Below are 19,377 nucleotides of genomic sequence, written 5' to 3'. Positions count from 1 at the left end.
GCACCCGGCTGACGTCCCGAGTTCGTTGCTAAATCGGGTTAGCGCCCGTAGTCTCACCACGTGCGTCGTACGATGTCAACCCCCCGCAACCCACTCTTGACGGTCGGAGGTCCTGGGTGAGCCCACGACGGGTCACGCTGGCCGATGTGGCCAAGGCCGCCGGTGTCTCCCGCACGACCGCCTCGCTCGTGTTGTCGGGCCGTGGCCGTGAGCTGCGGATCTCTCAGGACGTCGAGCAGCGGGTGCTGCGAGCCGCCGAGAGGTTGCAGTACCGGCCGAACATCGTCTCCGTGGGCCTGCGTACGGGCACCAGCCGGACGATCGGCTTCGTCTCCGATACCGTCGCCACCTCGCGGCTTGCCGGCGACATGATCAAGGGAGCGCTGGAAGCGGCCCGCGACCGCGGCTTCATGCTGTTCATCGGGGAGACCGAGGGCGACGCCGAGCTCGAACGCCTCCTGCTCCAGGCCATGCAGGACCGCCAGGTCGACGGCCTCATCCTGGCCTCCATGTTCACCAGGACCATCAAGGTGCCCAAGGCGATCACGGCGGTGCCCGCCGTCCTGCTCAACGCGCTGCCCGAGCAGCCCACTCCCCTGCCCGCCGTCCTCCCTGACGAGGTCGAGGCCGGCCGCACCGCCGCCCGCGCCCTGCTCGACGCCGGCCACCGCGAGGGCATCTACCTGATCGGCGCCGGTCCCGGCCTGCGTGACGTCCCCCGGGAGAGCGTCGCGGCGGTGGAACGGCTCATCGGCATCCGTGAGGCGCTCGGCGCGGCGGGGGTCGAGGTGGCGGGCGCTCGAACCTGCCCTGACTGGCAGCCGGAGCACGGTTTCGCCGCGACCCGCGACCTGCTGGGCGCCACCCGGCCGCGGGCGCTGATCTGCTTCAACGACCGGATCGCCATGGGCGCCTACCAGGCACTCGACGATGCCGGGCTGGCGGTGCCCGGCGACGTGTCCGTCGTCTCCTTCGACGACCACCCCATCGCCTCATGGATCCGGCCCAAGCTGACGAGCGTGGCGCTCCCCCACGACGAGCTCGGCCGCAGGGCCGTCGACGTGCTGTTCACGGAGATCGGCCGCGACCACGCCGGCCCTGACCGGGTCGGCCCTGACCGGGTCGGCCCTGACCGGGTCGGCCCTGACCGGGTCGGCCCTGACCGGGTCGGCGAGGTGCATCGGGTGCCGATGCCCCTGCGCAGCCGCGAGTCCATCGCGCCGCCACCCGGAGTGGAGTCCGCCGGCTGACGACCCCGGATGCAGCGCTCCAGCCGGAACACCAGATGGCTCGCCCACGGCGCTGTCCGCTTTTAGGAAGGGCGACTGCTCGGCGACTACCCCGGCGTCTGCAAGGCGGGGGCGGTGTTCATGCGAGCCGGAGCTCTCCGCGGCCCGTGACAATCCCGGACCCGGAGATCCGCACCCGGTCGCCGTCGACCTCGAGCTGGATGCGGCTGGGCCGCCCGAGCCGGTGGCCCTGCTCGATGACGACCAGACCGCCACCGACCCGTTGGGTACGCGTGAGCAGGGCGGCGAGCGGACCCGCGGCCGTGCCGGTGGCCGGGTCCTCGACGATGCCCACGGTGGGATTGAAGAAGCGGCTGTAGGCGTCCGCTTCGGGCTCCCCGGGTGCGGTGGTGTAGACGTAGCAGCCTTCGGCGCCCACCTCGGCCAGGATCGCGGCCAGGACCCTGCTGTCGGCGGCGGCGCGGTCGACAGCAGGTCGGTCGACCAGCGGGACGAGCAAGTGAGCCACTCCCGTGGAGACGACCTGTGCCTGCCCATCGGCGGGCAGGTCCCCGGGCTCCAGTCCGAGCGCGGCGAGGAGGCGCCGTGCGTCCTCGACCACGGGCCCGAACACGGGCGCCGACTGCTCCATCACGATGCGGACGTCGCGCCCGGGCCGGCGGACCACCTCCACCGGCAGCACGTCCCCGCCTATTTCCTGCATCAGCGTCCGTGACGGTTCGTCCCCGGTCAGCCCCTGGTCGGCGAGCCACAGCCAGGCGCCGAGCGCGTTGTGGCCGGCCCCGTCGACCTCGGCGCCGATCGGGGTGAACGACCGCAGCCGCCACGCGGCGCCCGGCAGGGCGGGCCGCAGCAGGAAGGTGGTCTCGGACTGGTTGAACTCGCGGGCGATGTCGCGCATCTGGTTCACCGTCAGGTGGTCCGCGTCGGGCACCAGTGCCAGCGGGTTGCCGGTCAGCGGGCGCTCGGCGAAGACGTCGATGAAGAAGAACGGTGTCGTAGTCGTCATGAGGACAACGCTAGAAAGCCCGGATCGCGGTTCACACCCCGAATCGTTCGACTACCAGGGATATCAGCGCAGAATATGCGGGATGCTGCACCAATGACGAACACACCAGACGTCAGGCCACTGGATGACGTGGACCGTGCCCTGATCGCCGCCGTCCAGACCGACGGACGCGCGACCCTGGCCAGGCTCGCCGAGATCATCCAGCTCAGTGTCTCCGCCACGCGGATCCGGCTGCGCGCGTTGGAGGAGCAGGGGGTCATCGCGGGCTACCGGGCCCGCGTCGAGCCCGAAGCCCTGGGCTACACCCTGCGCGCGATCGTCCGGATGAAGGTCCACGGTTCCCTCTACGACAAGGTCAAGGCCATCCTGGCCGACCGGCCGCAGATCGTGCGCTGCCTGCGCGTCACGGGAGAGTCCTGCTACGTGATGGAGATCGTCGCCACCGGCATGGGCGACCTCGAGCAGATCACCTCCGAACTCGCCCGTGTCGGCTCCATCACCACCGACCTGGTCTACGAGATGGTCGTCGACCGCCCCATCCCCCTGCTCACGTGACTGCGGCGCTGGTCGCGCCCGCTCGTACACGGCTGCCCCGCGCCATGACGCCAGAGTGGCCCCTTCATCCGTTGCCATGACGCCATAATGGTGCCATCATGACGTCATGGACCTTGCGCCGTACGTCGATCACCTCCGCCGCGAGCTCGCGATCGCCGCGGGAGCGGGCGGCGAGGAAGCTCGTGCCCTGGCCGAACGTCTCGCCGCGACGCTCGAATCGGCCGCCCGGCTCGCGCTGCTGGACGCTCTGTCAGCCGCCGCGGACGAGATCACCCAGGACCTCGCACCAGGCTCTGTCGACGTGCGCCTGCGCGGGCGCGACCCCGCTTTCGTCGTGACGCCACCGCCGGACGCCCGTTCGTTCGCGGAGGAAGGCGAGACCGGGCAGACCGGCAGGCCGCCCGCCCCGTTGCCGCCCCCCGACGCCGACGACGGCGGCACGTCCCGGATCTCACTCCGGGTCCCCGAGCACCTCAAGCCGCGGATCGAGGAGGCGGCCAACCGGGACGGGCTGTCGGTCAACGCCTGGCTCGTCCGCGCCGTTTCCGCCGCACTCGATCCCGGTGACGCCGATCGCCGCTCCGGCCGGCGCCCGGCGCAGCGGAGCGGCAACCGCTACAGCGGCTGGGTGCGCTGATGACCATGCCGACCCACGACAAGGGGACCGCCGTGCCGACCTTCGACACCCCCGAACCCATCTCCGCCGTCATCGACCTGCCGGCCGCCACCATCCGGGTCAACGCGAGCGACCGCACCGACACGGTCGTCGACGTCCGCCCGAGCGACCGGCTCAACGACGCCGACGTGCGAGCCGCCGAGCACACCGAGGCCGAGTACGCCGGCGGCAGGCTCCTCGTACGGACCGGCAAGGAGCATGCCGGCTCGGCCTCCGGCTGGGGCCTTTCGCTCGACGAGCTCGTCGAGTCGCCCGCGAGCTGGGCACGTTCGCTGCTGCACGGCCCTGGCTCGGTCGACGTGACGATCGACCTGCCGGCCGGCTCCCGCCTGGATGCCAGGACGGCGGCGGCCGTCCTGTGCCGGGGATCGCTCGGCGAGGTGACGATCAGCACCTCGCATGGAGACATCCGGATCGAGCGGGCCGGCCGGCTACGGCTGAAGAGCACCTACGGCGACATCTCGGTCACCCGCGCGACCGGGCACGCCGAGGTCACCACGACCCACGGTGGCATCCACATCGGCGAGATCGACGGCACCGCCGCAATCAGGACCTCCCACGGCGACGTCCGCCTCCGCGAGGTGACCGGCGACCTGCGGCTGAACAGCGCCCACGGCGACATGACCGTGGACCGCGCCCTGGCCGGCGTCACCGTCAGGACCGCGTACGCCGGCGTGGAGATCGGCGAGGTGGTGTCCGGCTCGATCACCATGGAGACCACCGGCGGCGGCCTGGATCTCGGCATCCGCGACGGCACCGCCGCCTGGCTGGACGTGAGCTCCACGTACGGCACCGTGGACGTCTCCCTCGACCCCGGCGACGCCCCCGCCGAGACGGACCAGGTCGTCGAGGTGCGCGCCCACACCACCCACGGCGACATCGTCATCCACCGTTCCTGACCAACCGGGGAGATTCTCATGCCTGACGCGATCGTGGCCGAGGGACTGACCAAGAAGTACGGCGACGTGGCCGCCCTCGACGGGATGGACCTGACCGTTCCCGAGGGAACGGTGTTCGGGCTGCTCGGCCCGAACGGCGCCGGCAAGACCACCACGGTGCGCATCCTCACCACGCTGCTCAAGCCGGACGCGGGGCACGCCACGGTGGCCGGATGCGACGTCGTCCGCGACGCGCGCCGGCTCCGCGCCCGCATCGGCGCCTCCGGCCAGTACGCCGCCGTCGACGACCACCTCACCGGCGCCGAGAACCTGGAGATGGTCGGCCGCCTCTACCACCTGGGCACCAGGCGCAGCCGGCAGCGCGCCCGCGAGCTGCTGGAGCGCTTCGACCTGGCCGACGCGGCCGAGCGCCCCGTGCAGGGCTACTCCGGCGGCATGCGGCGCCGCCTCGACCTGGCCGGAGCCCTGGTCGCCAACCCGCCCGTCCTGTTCCTCGACGAGCCCACCACCGGCCTCGACCCCCGGGCCAGGATCGGCCTGTGGGACGTCATCGCCGAGCTCGTCGCCGGGGGCACGACGGTGCTGCTCACCACCCAGTACCTGGAGGAGGCCGACCGGCTCGCCGACCGCATCGCCGTGGTCGACCGCGGGCGCGTGATCGCGCTCGGCACCGCCGACGAGCTGAAGGACCAGGTCGGCGGCGACCGGATCCAGCTGTCGGTGACGAACGCGGCGAACCTGGAGACCGCCGCCGCAACGCTGGCGCCGCTGGCCCTCGGGGAGATGCAGGTCGACGCCGCCGCCCTGCGGGTGACGTTCCCGGTGGCCGGCGGCGCGGCCACGCTGACCCGGGCACTCGGCCGCCTGGCCGACGAGCGGATCACCGTACGCGATGCCGGCCTGCGCCGGCCGACCCTGGACGACGTGTTCCTGAGCCTCACCGGGCACCAGCCCGACGGGAAGACCAAGGAGAGCCTCCGATGAACGCCCTGCAGATGGCAGCCGCCGACGGCATGACGATCGCCAGGCGCAACGCCCTGAAGATCCGCAGAGCTCCCGACCTGCTGGGCGGCGTGGTCATCCTCCCGATCGTGTTCGTGCTGCTGTTCACCTACGTCTTCGGCAGCATGATCAGCCTGCCCGGCATGTCGTACGCGGAATACCTGCTCCCCGGGATCTTCGTCATGACGATCACCACGAGCGCGCAGATCACCGGCTACACGCTGACGCAGGACCTGCAGAAGGGCATCTTCGACCGGTTCAGGACGCTGCCGATGTCGCCCTCGGCGGTGCTCACCGGCCAGACCGTCAGCGATGTCATCATGAACCTGACCAGCATCGTCACCATGACACTGGTCGGGCTGCTCGCCGGGTGGCGCATCCACAGCTCGCCGGCGGAGGCCGCCCTCGGGTTCCTGATGCTGCTGCTGTTCGCGTACGCCTTCTCCTGGGTGACGGCCACGGTCGCGCTGGCCCTGCGCACGCCCGAGGTCTTCAACAACGTCGCCACCATCGTGTCGCTCCCGCTGGTGTTCCTGTCCAACGCCTTCGTCGACAGCGCGCGGCTGCCCGGACCGCTGAAGCCGATCGCCGAGTGGAACCCGGTCTCCACGCTCGTCCAGGCCGCACGCGAGCTGTTCGGGAACACCAGCCCGGCCATCCCCGCGCCCGGTGCCTGGCCGCTGCGGCACGCGGTGCCGGTGTCGCTGCTGTGGTCGGTCCTGCTCCTGGCCGTGTTCGTGCCGCTGGCGACGCGGCTGTACAACAGGGCCGTCAGCCGATGAACCACGACGTCGTCGGCAGGCGCGGATCAGGGCGCCCACTCGTACGACGTCGCGGGACGCATCCGCCCGTCCTCGACGACCAGCATCCGGTCGCCCGGCTCCGCCGACGGGGACCGGTGGGTGATGACCACCAGCGCCGGTCGCCACGCCACCGTCCCGGCGGCAGGCTGGGCTCGCCGACGGCGCATACGTCTGCCTCGTCGGTCCGTCCCTGTAAGGTGAGCGGCCATGGCGAGAAAGCTCGGCGTCCTGCTCGTGTCGCTGGCGCTCACCGGCTGCGCCGCCTCCGGCCCAGCACCGTCGCGGCCCGCACCGTCGCGGCCCGCACCGTCGCGGCCCGCACCGTCGCGGCCCGCACCGTCGCCCGGCGCGTCTTTTCCGGCCGCGGTCACCCCGGCCGCTTCGCCACCTTCGCCGCCACGGTGCGCCGGGGATGCGGAGCCCGGCGATGTGAACGGCGATGTGAACGGCGATGTGAACGGCGACGGGTATGCCGACCTCGCCTTCGTCTGGACGGGCGCGACGGGCGAATCGCTGGAGCGGGGTCGGCTCGTGGTGGTGCACGGATCGGCACGCGGGCTCGACCCGTCCACAGCGTACGTCGCGGGCGAGGGGAGCATGACGGGTGAGGTGCTCCCCCAGCTCGCGGATCTTGACGGCGACGGTTGCGCCGACGTCGTCATCCCGGACCGGTCACTGATGATCTTCTGGGGCGGCCGGGGCCCGGCCACCGTTCTGCCGTACGGCAGCCGCTCGGGCCTGGCCGACCTCGACGGGGATGACGCGATCGACATCCTGGCGGCCACGTCGCGCGAAGGCGACGCGGACGGCTCCCGCCTCGTCTTCCTCCACGGCCCGTTCACCAGGTCCGGCGAACCGGCCCGCGAGACGGGCCGCCCGCTCCCCGAAGGCGAATGGCCCGGCAAGCTGGTCACCGATCCGCGCGGGTCCGGCGCGGTCCTGTACGGTCCCGACGACGGCGAGCAGGCCGACGCCTGGCTCCTGACCGGCGAAGACCTCCGCGAGGTGGCCACGGGCAGCTCGGCCGTGTTCGGCGACTTCGACGGCGACGGACGCCGCGACGTGGCGATCGGCGACAGCGGGGCACGCAACAACGAGCCCGGCAGCGATACGGAGGCACCGTCCGTCGACGGCATCACCCGCGTCGTCTACGGCCGCGACCGCGAACCGCAGATCCTCACCGGCCTGCGGGGCAGCCTGGCCTCCGGCGACCTGAACGGCGACGGCCGGGACGACCTCGTCTCCGGCGAGGTCACCGGCAAGAGCGCCACCATCACCGGCAAGGCCGAGATCCTCACCGGCTCCCCGCAAGGCCTGCGCCGCCCCGGCCTGGCCGCCACCCACGGCGGACCCGACCGGACCTCCGCCGGCAAGCCCCTCAAGCAGTGGCAGCGCGGCACCGTGAAGACCTGGGCCGTGGCCGACTACGACGGCGACGGCACGGACGAGTTGCTCCGCGTCTGGCGTGGCGGCCTGAACTTCGCCCGCTTCTGGCGGCTCGACGCCGAGGGCAGCACCCGGCAGACCTTCGACCTGGGAGGCAGCGAGGCTGAGGGGCGGAACGGAGAGATGGGCGTGCGGCAATAGCGGGGCGAGCCGTTCCCGCGGCGGGACCTGTGGAGCTCACAACTCGAGCACTGACGGACGGGCTCGGGGCCGCCCGTAGGTCAACACGCAGCAGCCCCTCGCGCAGCCTGTCGACGTGCCAGGCGCAACGTCCTGCTCATCGGGCTCGTGGAGATCACACATCGCCGCCTTCGATCTCGGCGGGGACCGGCTCGAGCAGGCCGGTGCTCATGAGGGCCCTTGAGGCCTACTTTCTGCCGTCGAGGGTGTGGGCGACGAGGGCGTTGGCGTGACCGTGGCCGAGGCCGTGTTCGGCCTTGAGCCAGGAGACCAGCTCCATGTGCTTGGTGAGGGGCGAGGAATCGATGAGATCGATCCATTCCTGGACCGGGCGACCGTACTTCTTCTCGATGGCGGGAAAGTAGCTGGCGGGGTTGCCTCTGGCGGGGGCGGTCATGACGGGCGTCCTTCGCGTTCGTGAATGGATGGCAGGGTCGCCGAATGCAGCAAGCTTGTCTTTTACAAGCATGCTTTGTCAACCCAAGTAAGCGGTAGGATCCGCAGCATGACGGCTCGTGAATACGGCCAGTTCTGCGGCCTGGCCCGTGCGCTGGAGATGGTCGGCGAGCGCTGGACCCTGCTGATCGTCCGCAACCTGCTGTCGGGGCCCCAGCGCTACACCGACCTGCGCAAGGGCCTGCCCGCCATCCCGACCAACATCCTCGCGGCCCGTCTCAAACAGCTCGAAGAGGCGGGTCTGGCCGTCCGTCGCGCGCTGCCCCACCCCGAGCGCGCGGTCGTCTACGAGCTCACCGGCTACGGGCTCCAGCTCCAACCGGCGCTGATCGCGCTCGGCCGCTGGGGCGCCCGGACGATGACCGAGCCCCGCCCCGGCGAGATCGTCACCGCCGAGTCGGTGGCCATGGCCTTTCGCACCACCTACCGGCCGGACGCAGCCCGGGACTCGACCATCGGCTACGAGGTCCGTATGGGCGGCTTCACCCTCCGCCTGCAGATCACCGATGGCGCCCTGACGGTCGGCATCGGCCCGCATCCCGCCCCGGACCTCGTCGTCGAGAGGGTGTCCGATCAGGGCATCCACGCCCTGATGACCGGCGCCAAGACCTCCGGTCAGGCCCTGGCCGACGGCAGCGTGCGGGTGGAGGGCGATCCCGAGCTTCTCCACCGGTTCGCCGAGACCTTCCAGTTCTGACCGGCCACCCCGCGGCGACGCCGATGAGGTGGCCGCCGCCGGCCCCGCCCGCACCCGGCCGTGGGTCACGTGGATGCCCGACCGGCGGAAGCCCTTTCGAGGTACGCCTCCTTCCGCCGCACCGGACCGGCGGGCGGCTCTCGAGCGGGGCCGTTCGCGGTTCGGGAGCGGGCGATCTTGGTCTTTTGACCACGTGCGCCCGCATTCTCTGCGACGCCTCAGAAACGTTACCGACGACACCCCCAAAACAGCAGGTCAGACGCTGTGCCGCCCGGCCATGCCCAGGCCATGACCTATCTGAGATCTTCGCTTCTGTGCCTGCCGCGTCCCTGCCCCGCTGACACGGACCCCCTACAGCGAACGAAGATAGGAGCACCACCTCATGCGACACATCACCAGAGCCGCCCTCACCGCCCTCACCCTCGCCGGCGCCTTCGCCGCGGCACCTACGGCCACCGCCGCCGCGCCGGCGGGCAACGCCCCCTCGTGCGTGGCCGTCTGGCAGACGACGGGCACCTTCACCAAGAAGGGATACGCGCGCAACGACTGCGACCGCCGGCTACGGCTGAAGATCAAGTGGGCGCGCGGCACCGACGGCGCCTGCCACACCGTCGACCCGGGACACACCATCTACTCCCAGGTCGCTCGGGGCCCTCGCACCTTCGACGGAGCAGACACCTGCTGACCCGCCACGCCCGGTAAGGGCCGCCCACCACGTACGAGCGCATCCCGCACGAGCTGTGCGTGCTGGTGGCGCTGCGCAAGGCGATCCGCCGACGGAAGAGCTGGGCCGAGGGCGGCAAAATCTGGCGCACCCCGGAAGCCGGCCTGCCGGCTGACTTCGACGACAACCGGGACGTGCACGTCTCGGGTGCACCTGCGTGGTTACGGGCGCGCCCTCGCCGCAGCGTCCCGGACCGCGTGGTCCGGGACCGTCTCCGCCAGTTCGTCCAGCACCTCCAGCGCCTCCGCGGTGCCGATCCGGGCGATGGCGTCGACAGCCTTCACCGCGCGGGCCCTGGTGCCCCGTGCCACCCAGCCGGGGATTAGGGCGGCCAGGTCGCGGGCCGTCCGGCCGTCGCCGAGCCATCCCAGCGCGGGCAGCGCCCAGGCGTCGCCGTGCAGGAACAGCGCCCAGCCCAGGTCGGCCAGCGAGCGCCGGTCGCAGGCCTCGCGGACCGTGTCCAGCCGCTCGTCCGGCTTCTTGGCCAGCGCGACGAGCCTCCTGGTCGCGTCGGCGGGCAGGGCCCGGCCGCCGCCCTCGAGCAGCACCTGCGGCAGGACATCGGGATCGGCGTACGCGGGCGGCCGGGCCGCCCGCCCCGGCGTGGTCAGCACCGCCGGGACGTCCTCGCCGGGCGCGTCCGGGACCCGCGGCGCCGGGTCCGGCCCGGGCAGCTCCGGATGCGCCTTGAGATGCATGCGAAGCAGCCCGGAGGCAAGGAGCGCCGACGTCGAGTCGCTCGCGGCCACCGCGGTCAGCACCCGCGCCGCCCGCACGGGGAAGCGCTCCATCATCGCGAGCGTGTACTCACGCGCGAACTCCCGCTCGTACCGCTCCAGCAGCAGCTTGAACGCCTCGTCGCTCGGAATCAGGGAGATCAGCTCCACGAACTGCTCCCGCCACGGCTTGTAGATCCTGAGCCGATCCCAGGCGTCGACCAGGACCGGGGCGGCCGCCGGGCCCAAGCCGTCGGCCATCGTGGCGCGCATCCCGTACGTGAACGCGTCGAAGTCGGTGTCCTCCAGTCTCCAGCCGAGCAGTTCGAGGTGCCGAGGCGTGCTCACCGACGCCCACAGTCGTTCGCGGTAGAAGGCGTTCGAGCCCCACTCGGCGGACGGCGGGTCGGCGCAGCACTCGTCCACCCAGTCGTGCCGGGTGGGCACCAAGTAGGAGACGACGAACCGCCGCGAGCGGGTGCCGCGGTGCGCGGCCAGGCGTTCCACCGCCCGCCGATACTCCTCCTCGGGGCAGAAGGCCAGCAGCCCCCGCACCCGGCGCAGGCTCACCGGGTCGACCTGCCCAAGGGAGTCCAGCGGGCGCAGGTCTTCCGTCGAGGAGGCGATGCCGCTCAGTTCGGCGAGCGCGCAGGCGGCGAAGGCGAGCCCGAGGGAGGCGATCCACCCGTCGGTGAAGGTTCGCGGCGTCTCACTCCCGTTCTCCAGGCGGTCGACGATCGATGCGATCGCCGCCGCCCCGGCGGGGTCGTCAGCGCCGCTGAGGTATGCCCGCGCGTGCGCGACCAGGGCCTTGTCGCTCCTGCCCGCCGACAGCACGGCTTCGATGCGGCCGTGGTGCTTCTCGGTCAGCTTCGCTGCCACGTTTGCGGCGCCGGGGTCGACGGTGTCGCTCGGCGCGACCTCGCCCAGCGCCCAGTAGCCCGGTTCCGCGGGGAGCGCGCCGCCCCGCCGGGGGTGCAGATCTCGGCGCAGGGGCTCAGAGAGGACCAGGACGTCCTCGGCCGGGGGGAAGCGATCATCCATGGCGGATCACCGTAGCGGAACCGGGTGACACTCACCCCCGTCCGGCAGATACCGCAGGTCGCGCTCCACCTCGGCGCGTCCGACGGGCGCGCTGGCGACCGTGGCGGCGCTGATCACCCGGACCCGGCGGCCTCTCGCCCACAGGCTCGTGTGACCACCTGGCCGGAGCGGCTCTTCCGCGCCGGGCGTACGATCGGTCGCCGGAGCTTCGCAGGCTGACACCCGGACGAGACGTCCGACGTCGCGCCGCGGCGTCTCCCCCTCGGCCGGCGCCACCGTGGCCGCGTTCCTGTCCCGGCACCCGCTCCGGACGACCAGGTCAACCACTTCGCAACCCGCCACGGCACCCGGGACGCCGTTACCGGCCCGCAACATATCCGTCCTCTGGCGACCATTCCCTGTTCACGGAAACTTTGACATCCTACGTTGGACGTAGGACGTCCCCTCACACTCTCATGCCAGGAAGGGCGAAGACATGCACGATGCTCACCCCCCGCAGGGCCGTGCCGGGCGCTCGCCGCGCCGCCGGGCGGGCGCCGTACTGGTGGTCGCAGGCTTACTCGTCGGCGTGCTCGGCGCGCCCGCGGCAGCCGCGCCGGCAGAGACCTCCGCGACCGGCGACACCGCGCCGTTCGTGGACGAGCAGGTGCTCTACAAGCGGGGCGACTTCGGATACGCCTGCTTCCGGATCCCCGCCGTGGTGCGGGCCGCGGACGGCACGCTGCTGGCCTTCGCCGAGGGGCGGGTGAAGGACTGCGGCGACGACGAGGACATCGACCTCGTGCTGCGCCGTTCCGCCGACGGCGGGCGGACCTGGGGACCGCTGCAGGTGGTCTCGGAGGGGAACGGCACGACCCACGGCAACCCGGTGCCGATCGTCGACGAGCGTACGGGGCGGGTCGTGCTGGTGAGCACCCACAACGGCGCCGAGCCGTGCCCGAACGGCTGTGACCGCGACCCCTGGGTGCAGGTCAGCGACGACCACGGGGCGACCTGGTCGGCCGCCAGGGAGATGACCGAGGGCAAGCGTCCGGAGTGGAACCACTGGTACGCCACCGGCCCCATGCACGGCATCCAGCTCAAGCACGGCCCGCACGCCGGCCGGCTGGTCGTCGGGGCGAGTTACGAGAGCTGGGACCGGGTCGGCGCGCACGCCTACGGCACGCACCTGCTCTACAGCGACGACAGCGGGGTGACCTGGAACATCGGCGCCGAGACGTCCTCCGACGACGGCACGATGATCGCCCAGGAGGTCACCGTCGTCGAGCTCGACGACGGGCGGATCTACGCCTCGGCCCGCGAGCGCGGCACCGACGAGGGCAGCCGGGCGTACGCGACCAGCAGCGACAGCGGCGAGACGTGGGACGCGCCGTTCCGCACCATGCCGGCGCTGGCGACGACCGACGTCCAGGCGTCGCTGCTGCGGTTCGGCGAGAAGCGCATCCTCTTCTCCTCGCCGATGCACCCGGGCGCCCGTGAGGCGATGGGGATCCGGTCGTCCTCCGACGAGGGGCGCCGCTTCGAGACCTGGAACGAGGGCAAGGTCTTCCACTGGGGGCCGTCGGCGTACTCGGACATGGTGCGGCTGGACGGCGCCGAGGCGGCCCTGATGTACGAGGCCGGCGACGTGTCGCCGTACGAGCAGATCCGGTTCGCGCGGTTCAACGAGGCGTACCTGGAGACGCCGAACGGCACTCCGCCCGGCATCCCCGGTCCGCCCGCGCCCGGCCCGACGACGCCCGACAGGTCGCCGCACGGCAACACGGCGTACGTCCGCGGTGGTGCGCAGACCACCGACGGGCGGTTCGGCGGCGGGCTGGCCCTGGACCGGGTGGACGACCGGGTGGAGGTGGCGTTCGACGAGTCCATCGACCTCGGCGCGAAGGACTTCACGCTGACCTCCTGGATCCGGTACTCGGAAACGGCCGGCTCGCACGCGATCCTCTGGTTCCACCGCGTGGACCGGGGCACCAACCCGCCGGGGCTGTGGCTGCGGGCCGAGCCGGCGAGCAACCGCATCCGGGCGGTCCTCGCCGTCGACCGGTTCGACGTGACCGTGCAGTCGCCGAGCGCGTACAACGACGGGCAGTGGCACTTCGTGGCGCTCCAGCGGGAACGCGGCGAGCTCCGGCTGCTGGTGGACGGCGTACAGGTCTCGTCGGCGCCGGTGCCGGCCGGTTCGCTGACGCTCGGCAAGGAGTTCGGGCTCGACGGGATCCACGTCGGACAGCGGCTGGACGGTGCGGACCGCTTCCGCGGGACGCTGGACGAGGTACGCGTCTACCGGCGCGCCCTCACCGGCGCCGAGCTGGACCTGATCCGGGAGCGGAACCTCCCGGTCGGCGGCCGGCTCGGGCTGTGGCTGCCGTTCGATCACGTCGGCTGAGGGGCACGAACCGCCCGGCGATGGCGCTCGCGGAGACCCGTGGGCGCCATCGCCATGCATCCGGGACGTAGGACGTCCTGCGGGTTGAACGAGCGGCGTGCGTCCGGTGGCCCGTCCGTGTAGTCGGCGTAAAATCTCCTTCACCGCCTGGCTCTCGGAGACTGAGAGGTGGGATGTTCGACACAAGGTCTTCGACGAGCCTGGAGGCAGCATGCCTACGCGTGACGGCGCGTCGCTTCAGGAGCGCATCATCGCCCTGATCCACGAGCGCGGGCTGGCTCCCGGAGCGCCGATGCCCACCGAAGTGCAGCTGATGGCCCTGCTCGGGGCGAGCCGCAACAGCGTCCGTGAGGCCGTGCGGGCCCTGCGGGCGCTGGGCATCGTCGAGATCCGGCACGGACATGGGACGTTCGTCGGGCACGCGTCGCTCGACGTGCTGACCCCGTCGCTCGCCTTCCAGGTGCGTTCGGGCCAGGGCGGCGGGATCCGCGCGCTGCACGATCTGGTCGAGGTCCGCGAGCTGCTCGAGACCGGGCTGATCGGCCAGGTGGCCCGGAGCACCAGCGCCACCCGCCTCGCCGCGTTGGACGCCCTGGTCAACGGCATGGACCGCGACCGTGGAGCCGATCGGGCGTTCCACGCGCTGCTGTACGAATCGTGCGGCAACGAGCTGGTGCTGCAGCTGATCGGGCTGTTCTGGGACGTCTACCACGAGGTCGAGCCGACACTCGGCCCGCCGGAGGAGCGGACCGCGGAGATCGTCGTCAACCACCGCCGGATCGTGGCGGCGCTGCGCGCCCGTGACGCCGACGCCGCCCGGGAGGCGATGCGGCTGCACTTCCGCGACGTCAAGGCGCGCATCGCGCGGGCGAAGGCCCGGCCGCTCCCCGCGCCGACCTGACCCGCACCGGCCTGACCCGCACCGACCTGACCCGCACCGACCTGATCCGGGCCGACGTGAACCGCGCCGACGGCGTGTGACCGGAGACGGGCAGGCCACCGGCGAACGCGGACACGTCCACACCCGGCCCGAGCGCGGCCGGCAGGCCCAGCCCCAGAGCCAGGCCCACCGGCGCCGTGACGAGGCGCTGACCGTGCACGGGTCGCAACCTTGCGCTCCCCGCCCTAACCGGCGAGGTAGCCGCCGGTGGCGTCGAGGTCGTGGCCCACGACGGCGCTCGAGTCGTCCGAGGCGAGGAACATGACGACCCTGGCGATCTCCTCGGCCGCGACGATCCGCTTGATCGGGTAGTCCTGGGCGATCTGCTCGTACGTCACCCCGAACGCCTCGGCCGCACGCCGCAACATGGGCGTGTCCACGGCGCCCGGCGCCAGCGCGTTCACCCGGATGCCGTCGGCCGCGTACTCCAGGGCCGCCACCTTCGTCAGCGACGCGACGGCGTGCTTGCTCGCGTTGTACGGCGCGATCGTGGCCCACCCGACCTCGGCGGACACCGACGCGGTGTTCACGATGGCGCCGCGGCCCCGCTCCAGCATCCTCGGGACCTCGTACTTCATGGCGAGGAAGACGCCTGCGGCGTTGGTGCGCCACACGGCCTCCATGTCGGCGAGGGTCTGCTCGTGCACGCGGACCGCGCGGGGGCTTTCGATCCCGGCGTTGTTGACGGCGATGTCGATCCGGCCGTGGCGGCGTACGCAGGCTTCGACGAAGTCGCGCACCTGGCCCTCCTCGCGGACGTCGGCCCGCCGGAAGGTGGCTTTGCCGCCCGCGGCCCGGATGCTCGCGGCGACCTTGTCGCCGAGCGCCTCGCGCCGGCCGCAGAAGAACACCGCCGCCCCCTCGGCCGCGAACGCGCGGGCGGTGGCCTCGCCGATACCGGACGTGGCGCCGGTGATCAGGACGACCTTGCCGGCGAACCGGTCACGTGGCTGCTGGGGTGTGCCGGCGGCGGCGCCGGAGGTGAGGGCGGTGGCCGCCGCCGCGGTGGCGCTCGCGGTGAGCAGGGCCCTTCTCGACGGCGTGCGGAGATCTGGCTTGCGCGTGGTCATGCCGACAGGCAACCAGCCGGGGGACTCCACGGGCCAATACCTGTGCCCATACATTTCAGGCATGGACGTGGACACCCGGGTGTTGCGCTACTTCGTCACGGTCGCCGAACGGCTGAGCTTCACGCAGGCCGCGAAGGAGCTGTTCGTGGCGCAGCCGTCGCTGTCCCGGCAGATCCGGCAGCTGGAGGAGCGGCTCGGCGCCGACCTGTTCACCCGGCCCGAGGTCCGGCTCACCCCGGCCGGCGAGCAGTTGCTGACCGCGGCACGCCGCCACATCGCCGAGTGGCAGGAGACGACGAGACTCGTACGGACCACCGCCGCGGCCACGCGGAACGTGTTGCGGGTCGGGTTCGTCGTCGCGGGCGGCGGCCCGCTCGCCCGGCGGGCGCGGGCCGCGTTCGCCGTCCGCCGCCCGGATGCCGCGATCGAGCCGAAACGGTTCGAGTGGGCGGGTGAGACGCGGGCGCTCCGGGACGGGCAGGTGGACGTCGCCTTCGTGTGGCTGCCGGCCGACCTGACCGGGCTGCGCAGCGAGGTGGTCGCCACGGAGCGCAGGTGGGTGGCGGTGTCCGCGGACCACCGGCTGGCGGGCCGGGATTCCGTGGGGATGGCCGACCTGCGTGACGAGCCGATCGGGTGGACCGAGGTGGCGCCGGCCGCGTGGGTCGACTGGTGGGCGGTGAACCCCCGGCCTGACGGGTCCGCGCCGGTCTGGGGGCCGAAGAACGACAACGTCGACGAGATGCTCGAGCACGTGGCCGCGGGAGCGGCGGTGTGCATCGGCGCCCGCTCGATGGCGGAGTACTACGCGCATCCCGAGCTGACGTGGCTGCCCATCACCGACGTGGAGCCGCTCAGGATCGCGCTGGCGTGGCCGCCCGGCACGGTGAACCCGCTGGTGGGCGAGTTCGTGCGGGTCGTGCGCGAGATCGCCGCGCGGTGACCGCGTCCCCGTCAGGCCTGCTGGTCCGGCTCCGCCGTCACGAGGGCGAAGGTCGCCGCCGCGCAGGCGAACAGGCAGACGACGCCGAGAGCGAGGAGCAAGCCGGGTTCGGCGAGCACGGTCACGCCCGCGCCGACGAGCAGCGTGGCGAGGGCGAAGCCCTCAAGCCTGCGGCGTCCGGCCCGGCGGGCGGCGGCGGGCGGGGAGGGGGTTCCGGTGCCGGTGGCGGCGCCGGGGTCCAGGGTGCCGCGGAGGAAGAGGCGGAACAGCAAGACGAGCGAGGGAAGCAGCACGACCGCTCCGCCCGCGACGGCGACGACGACGGCGAGCAGCGTCGACGGGCCGGCGGCGGCCTGCTCCACCGTCAGGCCGGGCAGGAGGCGAGGCCTCTGCGCCATGGCCCAGCCCGCCACGATCGCCGCCACGGCGACCGCCGCCGAGGCGCGGGCCAGGCCGAAGCGCTCGCGCCAGACGAGCAGCAGGGTCGCGATCCCCGCCACGCCGGAGACGGCGACCATCACGGCGCCGCCGTCGCTGGTCAGGCCGGCGAACAGCAGCGGGGCGTCGTAACGGGCGACGATGAGGCCGGCCAGCGCGAACGCGCCCGCGCATCCGCCCGACACGAGGGCGCGGGCGCGGAAGTCGCGCTCCAGGCTTCTGGAACCGAACCGGCGCGCGTCGGCGGCGAGGTAGACGGCGGAGAGATATCCCCCGGCGGCGACCGCGAGCCCGCCGATGAGCAGTGAGGTGGGGTTCAGCCAGCTGGTGACGAGGTCCCCCGCGGCGTTGCCCACCGGGACGCGGCCGGAGGCGATCGCGCCCGCGACCGTGCCCAGCGCGAACGGCGTCAGGATCGAGGAGAGGGCGAACAGGTACTCGATCGGCCGCTCGCCGGCGGCCCCCTCCAGCTGGCCGCGCAGCGCGTAGGAGGCGCCCCTGAGGATGATCCCGACCGCGGCGGCGAACAGCGGCACCGCCAGCGTGGACGTGATCGAGCCGAAGGCCACGGGATAGGCCGTCCAGCACACGACCAGCACGAAGATCAGCCAGACGTGGTTGGCCTCCCACACGGGTCCCATCGCGTGGCGCGCGTGGTGCCGGATCGCCAGGTGCCCGGCTTCTCCCCGGCCGGCCAGCAGCGTCCACAGCCCCGCGCCGAAGTCCGCGCCGGCCAGCACGGTGTAGGCGGCCAGACCGGCGAGGATGAACACCATGGGGATCTCAGCCATCGTGGTCCTCGATCGGCACGCGGCTGAAGCGGTGCAGCAGCCACACGACGCCGCCGGCGAGTCCCAGGTAGACCACGATCAGAGTGCCGTAGCCGATGGGTATTCCGGACGCGCCGGTGACCGCCTGGCTGGTTCGCATGATCCCGTACACGATCCAGGGCTGGCGGCCGACCTCGGTGGTGATCCACCCGCAGATGAGCGCGACGACCGACAACGGGCCGGCCAGGACGACCGCGCGGAAGAACCAGCGTGAGCGGGGCAACCGTTTGTGACGCAACCGGACATAGAGGTAGATGAGGCTGAGCAGCGCGAGCAGCGTCCCGATGCCGACCATGCTCTGGAAGGCCAGGCGTACGACGTTGACCGGCGGTTGGTCCTCGACCGGCACCGTGTTGAGGCCCTGAACCGTCGCGTCCGGGTCGTGGAAGGCCAGCAGCGACAGCAGGCGCGGGATCGCGATGCCGTAGACGACCTCCTGGCCGTCGTACCAGCCCAGCAGGTGCTCGGGGGCACCGCGCGTGGTCTGCCCCAGCCCTTCCAGCGCGGCCAGCTTCACCGGCTGGTGCTGCGCGACCTCGCGCGCGGCCCAGTCACCGATGATCACTTGCAGCGGCGCGGCGACCGCCGCGGCCGACAGCGCGACGGTCAGGGCCGTGCGGCGGTATCGGTCCCGGCGGCCGCGCAGGAAGCCCCACGCGTACGGGGCGGCGACGAGAAACCCCGCGACGATGAAGCCCGCGAAATACATGTGGACGAACTCGTGCCAGAAATAGCCGTTGGCGAACAACGCCGACCACGGGTGCGCGTCGACGGCGCGACCGTCCTGCATCCTGAACCCGGCCGGGTGGTTCATCCAGCCATTGACGGAGATCACGAACAGTGACCCCAGGACCCCCGCGATCGCCACGGGGATGCCCGCCAGGAAGTGTGGCAGGGGCCGCAGGCGATCCCACCCGTACACGTAGATCGCGATGAAGATCGCCTCGGTGAAGAACGAGAACCCCTCCAGCGTGAACCCCAGCCCGAACACGTCGCCGAAGCCGGCCATGAAACCCGGCCACAGCAGCCCCAGCTCGAAGCTGAGGATCGTCCCGGTCACGACGCCGATGGCGAACAGCGCCAGCATCACCTTCGACCAGCGCCTGGCGAGCGTGCGGAAGAGCATGTCCCCGGTCCGCAGGTAACGCCACTCGCAGAACAGGACCATCGCGGGGAAGGCGATCCCGAAGCACACCAGCGGGATGTGCACGGCGAGCGACAGCGCCTGCATCTGCCGCGCCTCGAACAGGTATTCCTGGTCGATGGACGTGAACGCGCCACCGAGAGCCGCGATCGTCGCGCTCATGTCGCCT

20 protein-coding genes are annotated in these 19,377 nt (G+C 72.1%); 12 read left to right on the top strand and 8 right to left on the bottom strand.

From position 1 onward, the window contains the following. The first annotated feature begins 116 nt into the window (after positions 1–116). Entirely contained in the window at positions 117–1,250 is a 1,134-nt protein-coding gene (locus tag ABGA98_RS23765; RefSeq protein WP_347620591.1) for a LacI family DNA-binding transcriptional regulator, read from the top strand. Positions 1,251–1,368: 118 nt separating this feature from the next. On the opposite strand, the gene ABGA98_RS23760 is transcribed toward ABGA98_RS23765, so the two are convergent. After that, positions 1,369–2,259, bottom strand: coding sequence for a PhzF family phenazine biosynthesis protein (locus ABGA98_RS23760; protein WP_347620590.1), 891 nt, complete (start codon positions 2,257–2,259; stop codon positions 1,369–1,371). Between the two features lie 93 nt (positions 2,260–2,352). Here ABGA98_RS23760 and ABGA98_RS23755 point away from each other — a divergent pair, with 93 nt between their 5' ends. From ABGA98_RS23755 to ABGA98_RS23735, 5 genes are all read left to right on the top strand, one after another. After that, on the top strand, positions 2,353–2,814 hold the full coding sequence (locus ABGA98_RS23755) for an Lrp/AsnC family transcriptional regulator (protein WP_347620589.1): 462 nt from the start codon (positions 2,353–2,355) through the stop codon (positions 2,812–2,814). Between the two features lie 106 nt (positions 2,815–2,920). Beyond that, positions 2,921–3,451, top strand: a complete 531-nt coding sequence (locus ABGA98_RS23750; protein WP_347620588.1) for a hypothetical protein — start codon at positions 2,921–2,923, stop codon at positions 3,449–3,451. Next, on the top strand, positions 3,451–4,389 hold the full coding sequence (locus ABGA98_RS23745) for a DUF4097 family beta strand repeat-containing protein (RefSeq protein ID WP_347620587.1): 939 nt from the start codon (positions 3,451–3,453) through the stop codon (positions 4,387–4,389). Before ABGA98_RS23750 ends, ABGA98_RS23745 begins: the two co-directional genes overlap by 1 nt. Before the next feature lie 18 nt (positions 4,390–4,407). Further along, entirely contained in the window at positions 4,408–5,373 is a 966-nt protein-coding gene (locus ABGA98_RS23740; protein WP_347620586.1) for an ATP-binding cassette domain-containing protein, read from the top strand. After that, positions 5,370–6,173: an ABC transporter permease gene (locus ABGA98_RS23735; protein ID WP_347620585.1), complete on the top strand. Its 804-nt coding sequence runs from the start codon at positions 5,370–5,372 to the stop codon at positions 6,171–6,173. Before ABGA98_RS23740 ends, ABGA98_RS23735 begins: the two co-directional genes overlap by 4 nt. Before the next feature lie 26 nt (positions 6,174–6,199). Here the strand turns inward: ABGA98_RS23735 and ABGA98_RS23730 are convergent, their stop codons facing one another. Further along, positions 6,200–6,361 carry a hypothetical protein gene (locus tag ABGA98_RS23730; protein WP_347620584.1) on the bottom strand — a complete coding sequence of 54 codons (162 nt, stop codon included), beginning with the start codon at positions 6,359–6,361 and terminating at the stop codon, positions 6,200–6,202. A 40-nt stretch (positions 6,362–6,401) separates the two neighbouring features. Here ABGA98_RS23730 and ABGA98_RS23725 point away from each other — a divergent pair, with 40 nt between their 5' ends. Next, positions 6,402–7,781 carry a VCBS repeat-containing protein gene (locus ABGA98_RS23725; RefSeq protein ID WP_347620583.1) on the top strand — a complete coding sequence of 460 codons (1,380 nt, stop codon included), beginning with the start codon at positions 6,402–6,404 and terminating at the stop codon, positions 7,779–7,781. Between the two features lie 226 nt (positions 7,782–8,007). Here ABGA98_RS23725 and ABGA98_RS23720 read toward each other — a convergent pair whose 3' ends face one another. Next, positions 8,008–8,217, bottom strand: a complete 210-nt coding sequence (locus ABGA98_RS23720; RefSeq protein WP_347620582.1) for a DUF4287 domain-containing protein — start codon at positions 8,215–8,217, stop codon at positions 8,008–8,010. Positions 8,218–8,325: 108 nt separating this feature from the next. Between ABGA98_RS23720 and ABGA98_RS23715 the strand changes: the two genes are divergently transcribed. Together ABGA98_RS23715 and ABGA98_RS23710 are read left to right on the top strand one after the other, a co-directional pair. Beyond that, complete coding sequence (locus tag ABGA98_RS23715) at positions 8,326–8,973, top strand: winged helix-turn-helix transcriptional regulator (protein WP_347620581.1); 648 nt, start codon at positions 8,326–8,328, stop codon at positions 8,971–8,973. Positions 8,974–9,355: 382 nt separating this feature from the next. Continuing rightward, on the top strand, positions 9,356–9,658 hold the full coding sequence (locus ABGA98_RS23710; RefSeq protein ID WP_347620580.1) for a hypothetical protein: 303 nt from the start codon (positions 9,356–9,358) through the stop codon (positions 9,656–9,658). A 200-nt stretch (positions 9,659–9,858) separates the two neighbouring features. Here ABGA98_RS23710 and ABGA98_RS23705 read toward each other — a convergent pair whose 3' ends face one another. Beyond that, entirely contained in the window at positions 9,859–11,457 is a 1,599-nt protein-coding gene (locus ABGA98_RS23705; protein ID WP_347620579.1) for a hypothetical protein, read from the bottom strand. A 475-nt stretch (positions 11,458–11,932) separates the two neighbouring features. Between ABGA98_RS23705 and ABGA98_RS23700 the strand changes: the two genes are divergently transcribed. Together ABGA98_RS23700 and ABGA98_RS23695 are read left to right on the top strand one after the other, a co-directional pair. Further along, positions 11,933–13,843 (top strand): sialidase family protein, encoded by a 1,911-nt coding sequence (locus ABGA98_RS23700; protein WP_347620578.1) that lies wholly within the window; start codon positions 11,933–11,935, stop codon positions 13,841–13,843. Between the two features lie 211 nt (positions 13,844–14,054). Continuing rightward, entirely contained in the window at positions 14,055–14,744 is a 690-nt protein-coding gene (locus ABGA98_RS23695) for an FCD domain-containing protein (RefSeq protein WP_347620577.1), read from the top strand. Here ABGA98_RS23695 and ABGA98_RS23690 read toward each other — a convergent pair. Together ABGA98_RS23690 and ABGA98_RS23685 are read right to left on the bottom strand one after the other, a co-directional pair. After that, positions 14,692–14,943, bottom strand: coding sequence for a hypothetical protein (locus ABGA98_RS23690; RefSeq protein WP_347620576.1), 252 nt, complete (start codon positions 14,941–14,943; stop codon positions 14,692–14,694). The two genes, ABGA98_RS23695 and ABGA98_RS23690, sit on opposite strands and share 53 nt — an antisense overlap. 25 nt (positions 14,944–14,968) lie before the next feature. After that, complete coding sequence (locus ABGA98_RS23685; protein WP_347620575.1) at positions 14,969–15,853, bottom strand: SDR family oxidoreductase; 885 nt, start codon at positions 15,851–15,853, stop codon at positions 14,969–14,971. Between the two features lie 61 nt (positions 15,854–15,914). Here ABGA98_RS23685 and ABGA98_RS23680 point away from each other — a divergent pair, with 61 nt between their 5' ends. Beyond that, a complete protein-coding gene (locus ABGA98_RS23680) occupies positions 15,915–16,796 on the top strand; it encodes a LysR family transcriptional regulator (protein ID WP_347620574.1) in 882 nt (293 codons plus the stop codon). 11 nt (positions 16,797–16,807) lie between these two features. On the opposite strand, the gene ABGA98_RS23675 is transcribed toward ABGA98_RS23680, so the two are convergent. Continuing rightward, on the bottom strand, positions 16,808–18,025 hold the full coding sequence (locus ABGA98_RS23675; RefSeq protein WP_347620573.1) for a cytochrome d ubiquinol oxidase subunit II: 1,218 nt from the start codon (positions 18,023–18,025) through the stop codon (positions 16,808–16,810). After that, positions 18,018–19,370, bottom strand: a complete 1,353-nt coding sequence (locus ABGA98_RS23670; RefSeq protein WP_347620572.1) for a cytochrome ubiquinol oxidase subunit I — start codon at positions 19,368–19,370, stop codon at positions 18,018–18,020. Before ABGA98_RS23670 ends, ABGA98_RS23675 begins: the two co-directional genes overlap by 8 nt. Positions 19,371–19,377 lie beyond the last annotated feature (7 nt).

The sequence above is a fragment of the Nonomuraea sp. B1E8 genome, from assembly GCF_039871515.1.
Classification (GTDB): domain Bacteria; phylum Actinomycetota; class Actinomycetes; order Streptosporangiales; family Streptosporangiaceae; genus Nonomuraea.
The sequence above is the reverse complement of the archived record's forward strand: the minus strand, read 5'-3'. Positions and strand labels throughout refer to the sequence as shown.

What these genes read in the sequence shown, in the direction of transcription:
- ABGA98_RS23670 (WP_347620572.1), bottom strand. Translation starts at nt 19,370, where the DNA reads ATGAGCGCGACGATCGCGGCTCTCGGTGGCGCGTTCACGTCCATCGAC.
- ABGA98_RS23745 (WP_347620587.1), top strand. Translation starts at nt 3,451, where the DNA reads ATGACCATGCCGACCCACGACAAGGGGACCGCCGTGCCGACCTTCGAC.
- ABGA98_RS23695 (WP_347620577.1), top strand. Translation starts at nt 14,055, where the DNA reads ATGCCTACGCGTGACGGCGCGTCGCTTCAGGAGCGCATCATCGCCCTG.
- ABGA98_RS23700 (WP_347620578.1), top strand. Translation starts at nt 11,933, where the DNA reads ATGCACGATGCTCACCCCCCGCAGGGCCGTGCCGGGCGCTCGCCGCGC.
- ABGA98_RS23710 (WP_347620580.1), top strand. Translation starts at nt 9,356, where the DNA reads ATGCGACACATCACCAGAGCCGCCCTCACCGCCCTCACCCTCGCCGGC.
- ABGA98_RS23730 (WP_347620584.1), bottom strand. Translation starts at nt 6,361, where the DNA reads ATGCGCCGTCGGCGAGCCCAGCCTGCCGCCGGGACGGTGGCGTGGCGA.
- ABGA98_RS23685 (WP_347620575.1), bottom strand. Translation starts at nt 15,853, where the DNA reads ATGACCACGCGCAAGCCAGATCTCCGCACGCCGTCGAGAAGGGCCCTG.
- ABGA98_RS23725 (WP_347620583.1), top strand. Translation starts at nt 6,402, where the DNA reads ATGGCGAGAAAGCTCGGCGTCCTGCTCGTGTCGCTGGCGCTCACCGGC.
- ABGA98_RS23750 (WP_347620588.1), top strand. Translation starts at nt 2,921, where the DNA reads ATGGACCTTGCGCCGTACGTCGATCACCTCCGCCGCGAGCTCGCGATC.
- ABGA98_RS23680 (WP_347620574.1), top strand. Translation starts at nt 15,915, where the DNA reads ATGGACGTGGACACCCGGGTGTTGCGCTACTTCGTCACGGTCGCCGAA.
- ABGA98_RS23740 (WP_347620586.1), top strand. Translation starts at nt 4,408, where the DNA reads ATGCCTGACGCGATCGTGGCCGAGGGACTGACCAAGAAGTACGGCGAC.
- ABGA98_RS23715 (WP_347620581.1), top strand. Translation starts at nt 8,326, where the DNA reads ATGACGGCTCGTGAATACGGCCAGTTCTGCGGCCTGGCCCGTGCGCTG.
- ABGA98_RS23755 (WP_347620589.1), top strand. Translation starts at nt 2,353, where the DNA reads ATGACGAACACACCAGACGTCAGGCCACTGGATGACGTGGACCGTGCC.
- ABGA98_RS23720 (WP_347620582.1), bottom strand. Translation starts at nt 8,217, where the DNA reads ATGACCGCCCCCGCCAGAGGCAACCCCGCCAGCTACTTTCCCGCCATC.
- ABGA98_RS23675 (WP_347620573.1), bottom strand. Translation starts at nt 18,025, where the DNA reads ATGGCTGAGATCCCCATGGTGTTCATCCTCGCCGGTCTGGCCGCCTAC.
- ABGA98_RS23760 (WP_347620590.1), bottom strand. Translation starts at nt 2,259, where the DNA reads ATGACGACTACGACACCGTTCTTCTTCATCGACGTCTTCGCCGAGCGC.
- ABGA98_RS23735 (WP_347620585.1), top strand. Translation starts at nt 5,370, where the DNA reads ATGAACGCCCTGCAGATGGCAGCCGCCGACGGCATGACGATCGCCAGG.
- ABGA98_RS23705 (WP_347620579.1), bottom strand. Translation starts at nt 11,457, where the DNA reads ATGGATGATCGCTTCCCCCCGGCCGAGGACGTCCTGGTCCTCTCTGAG.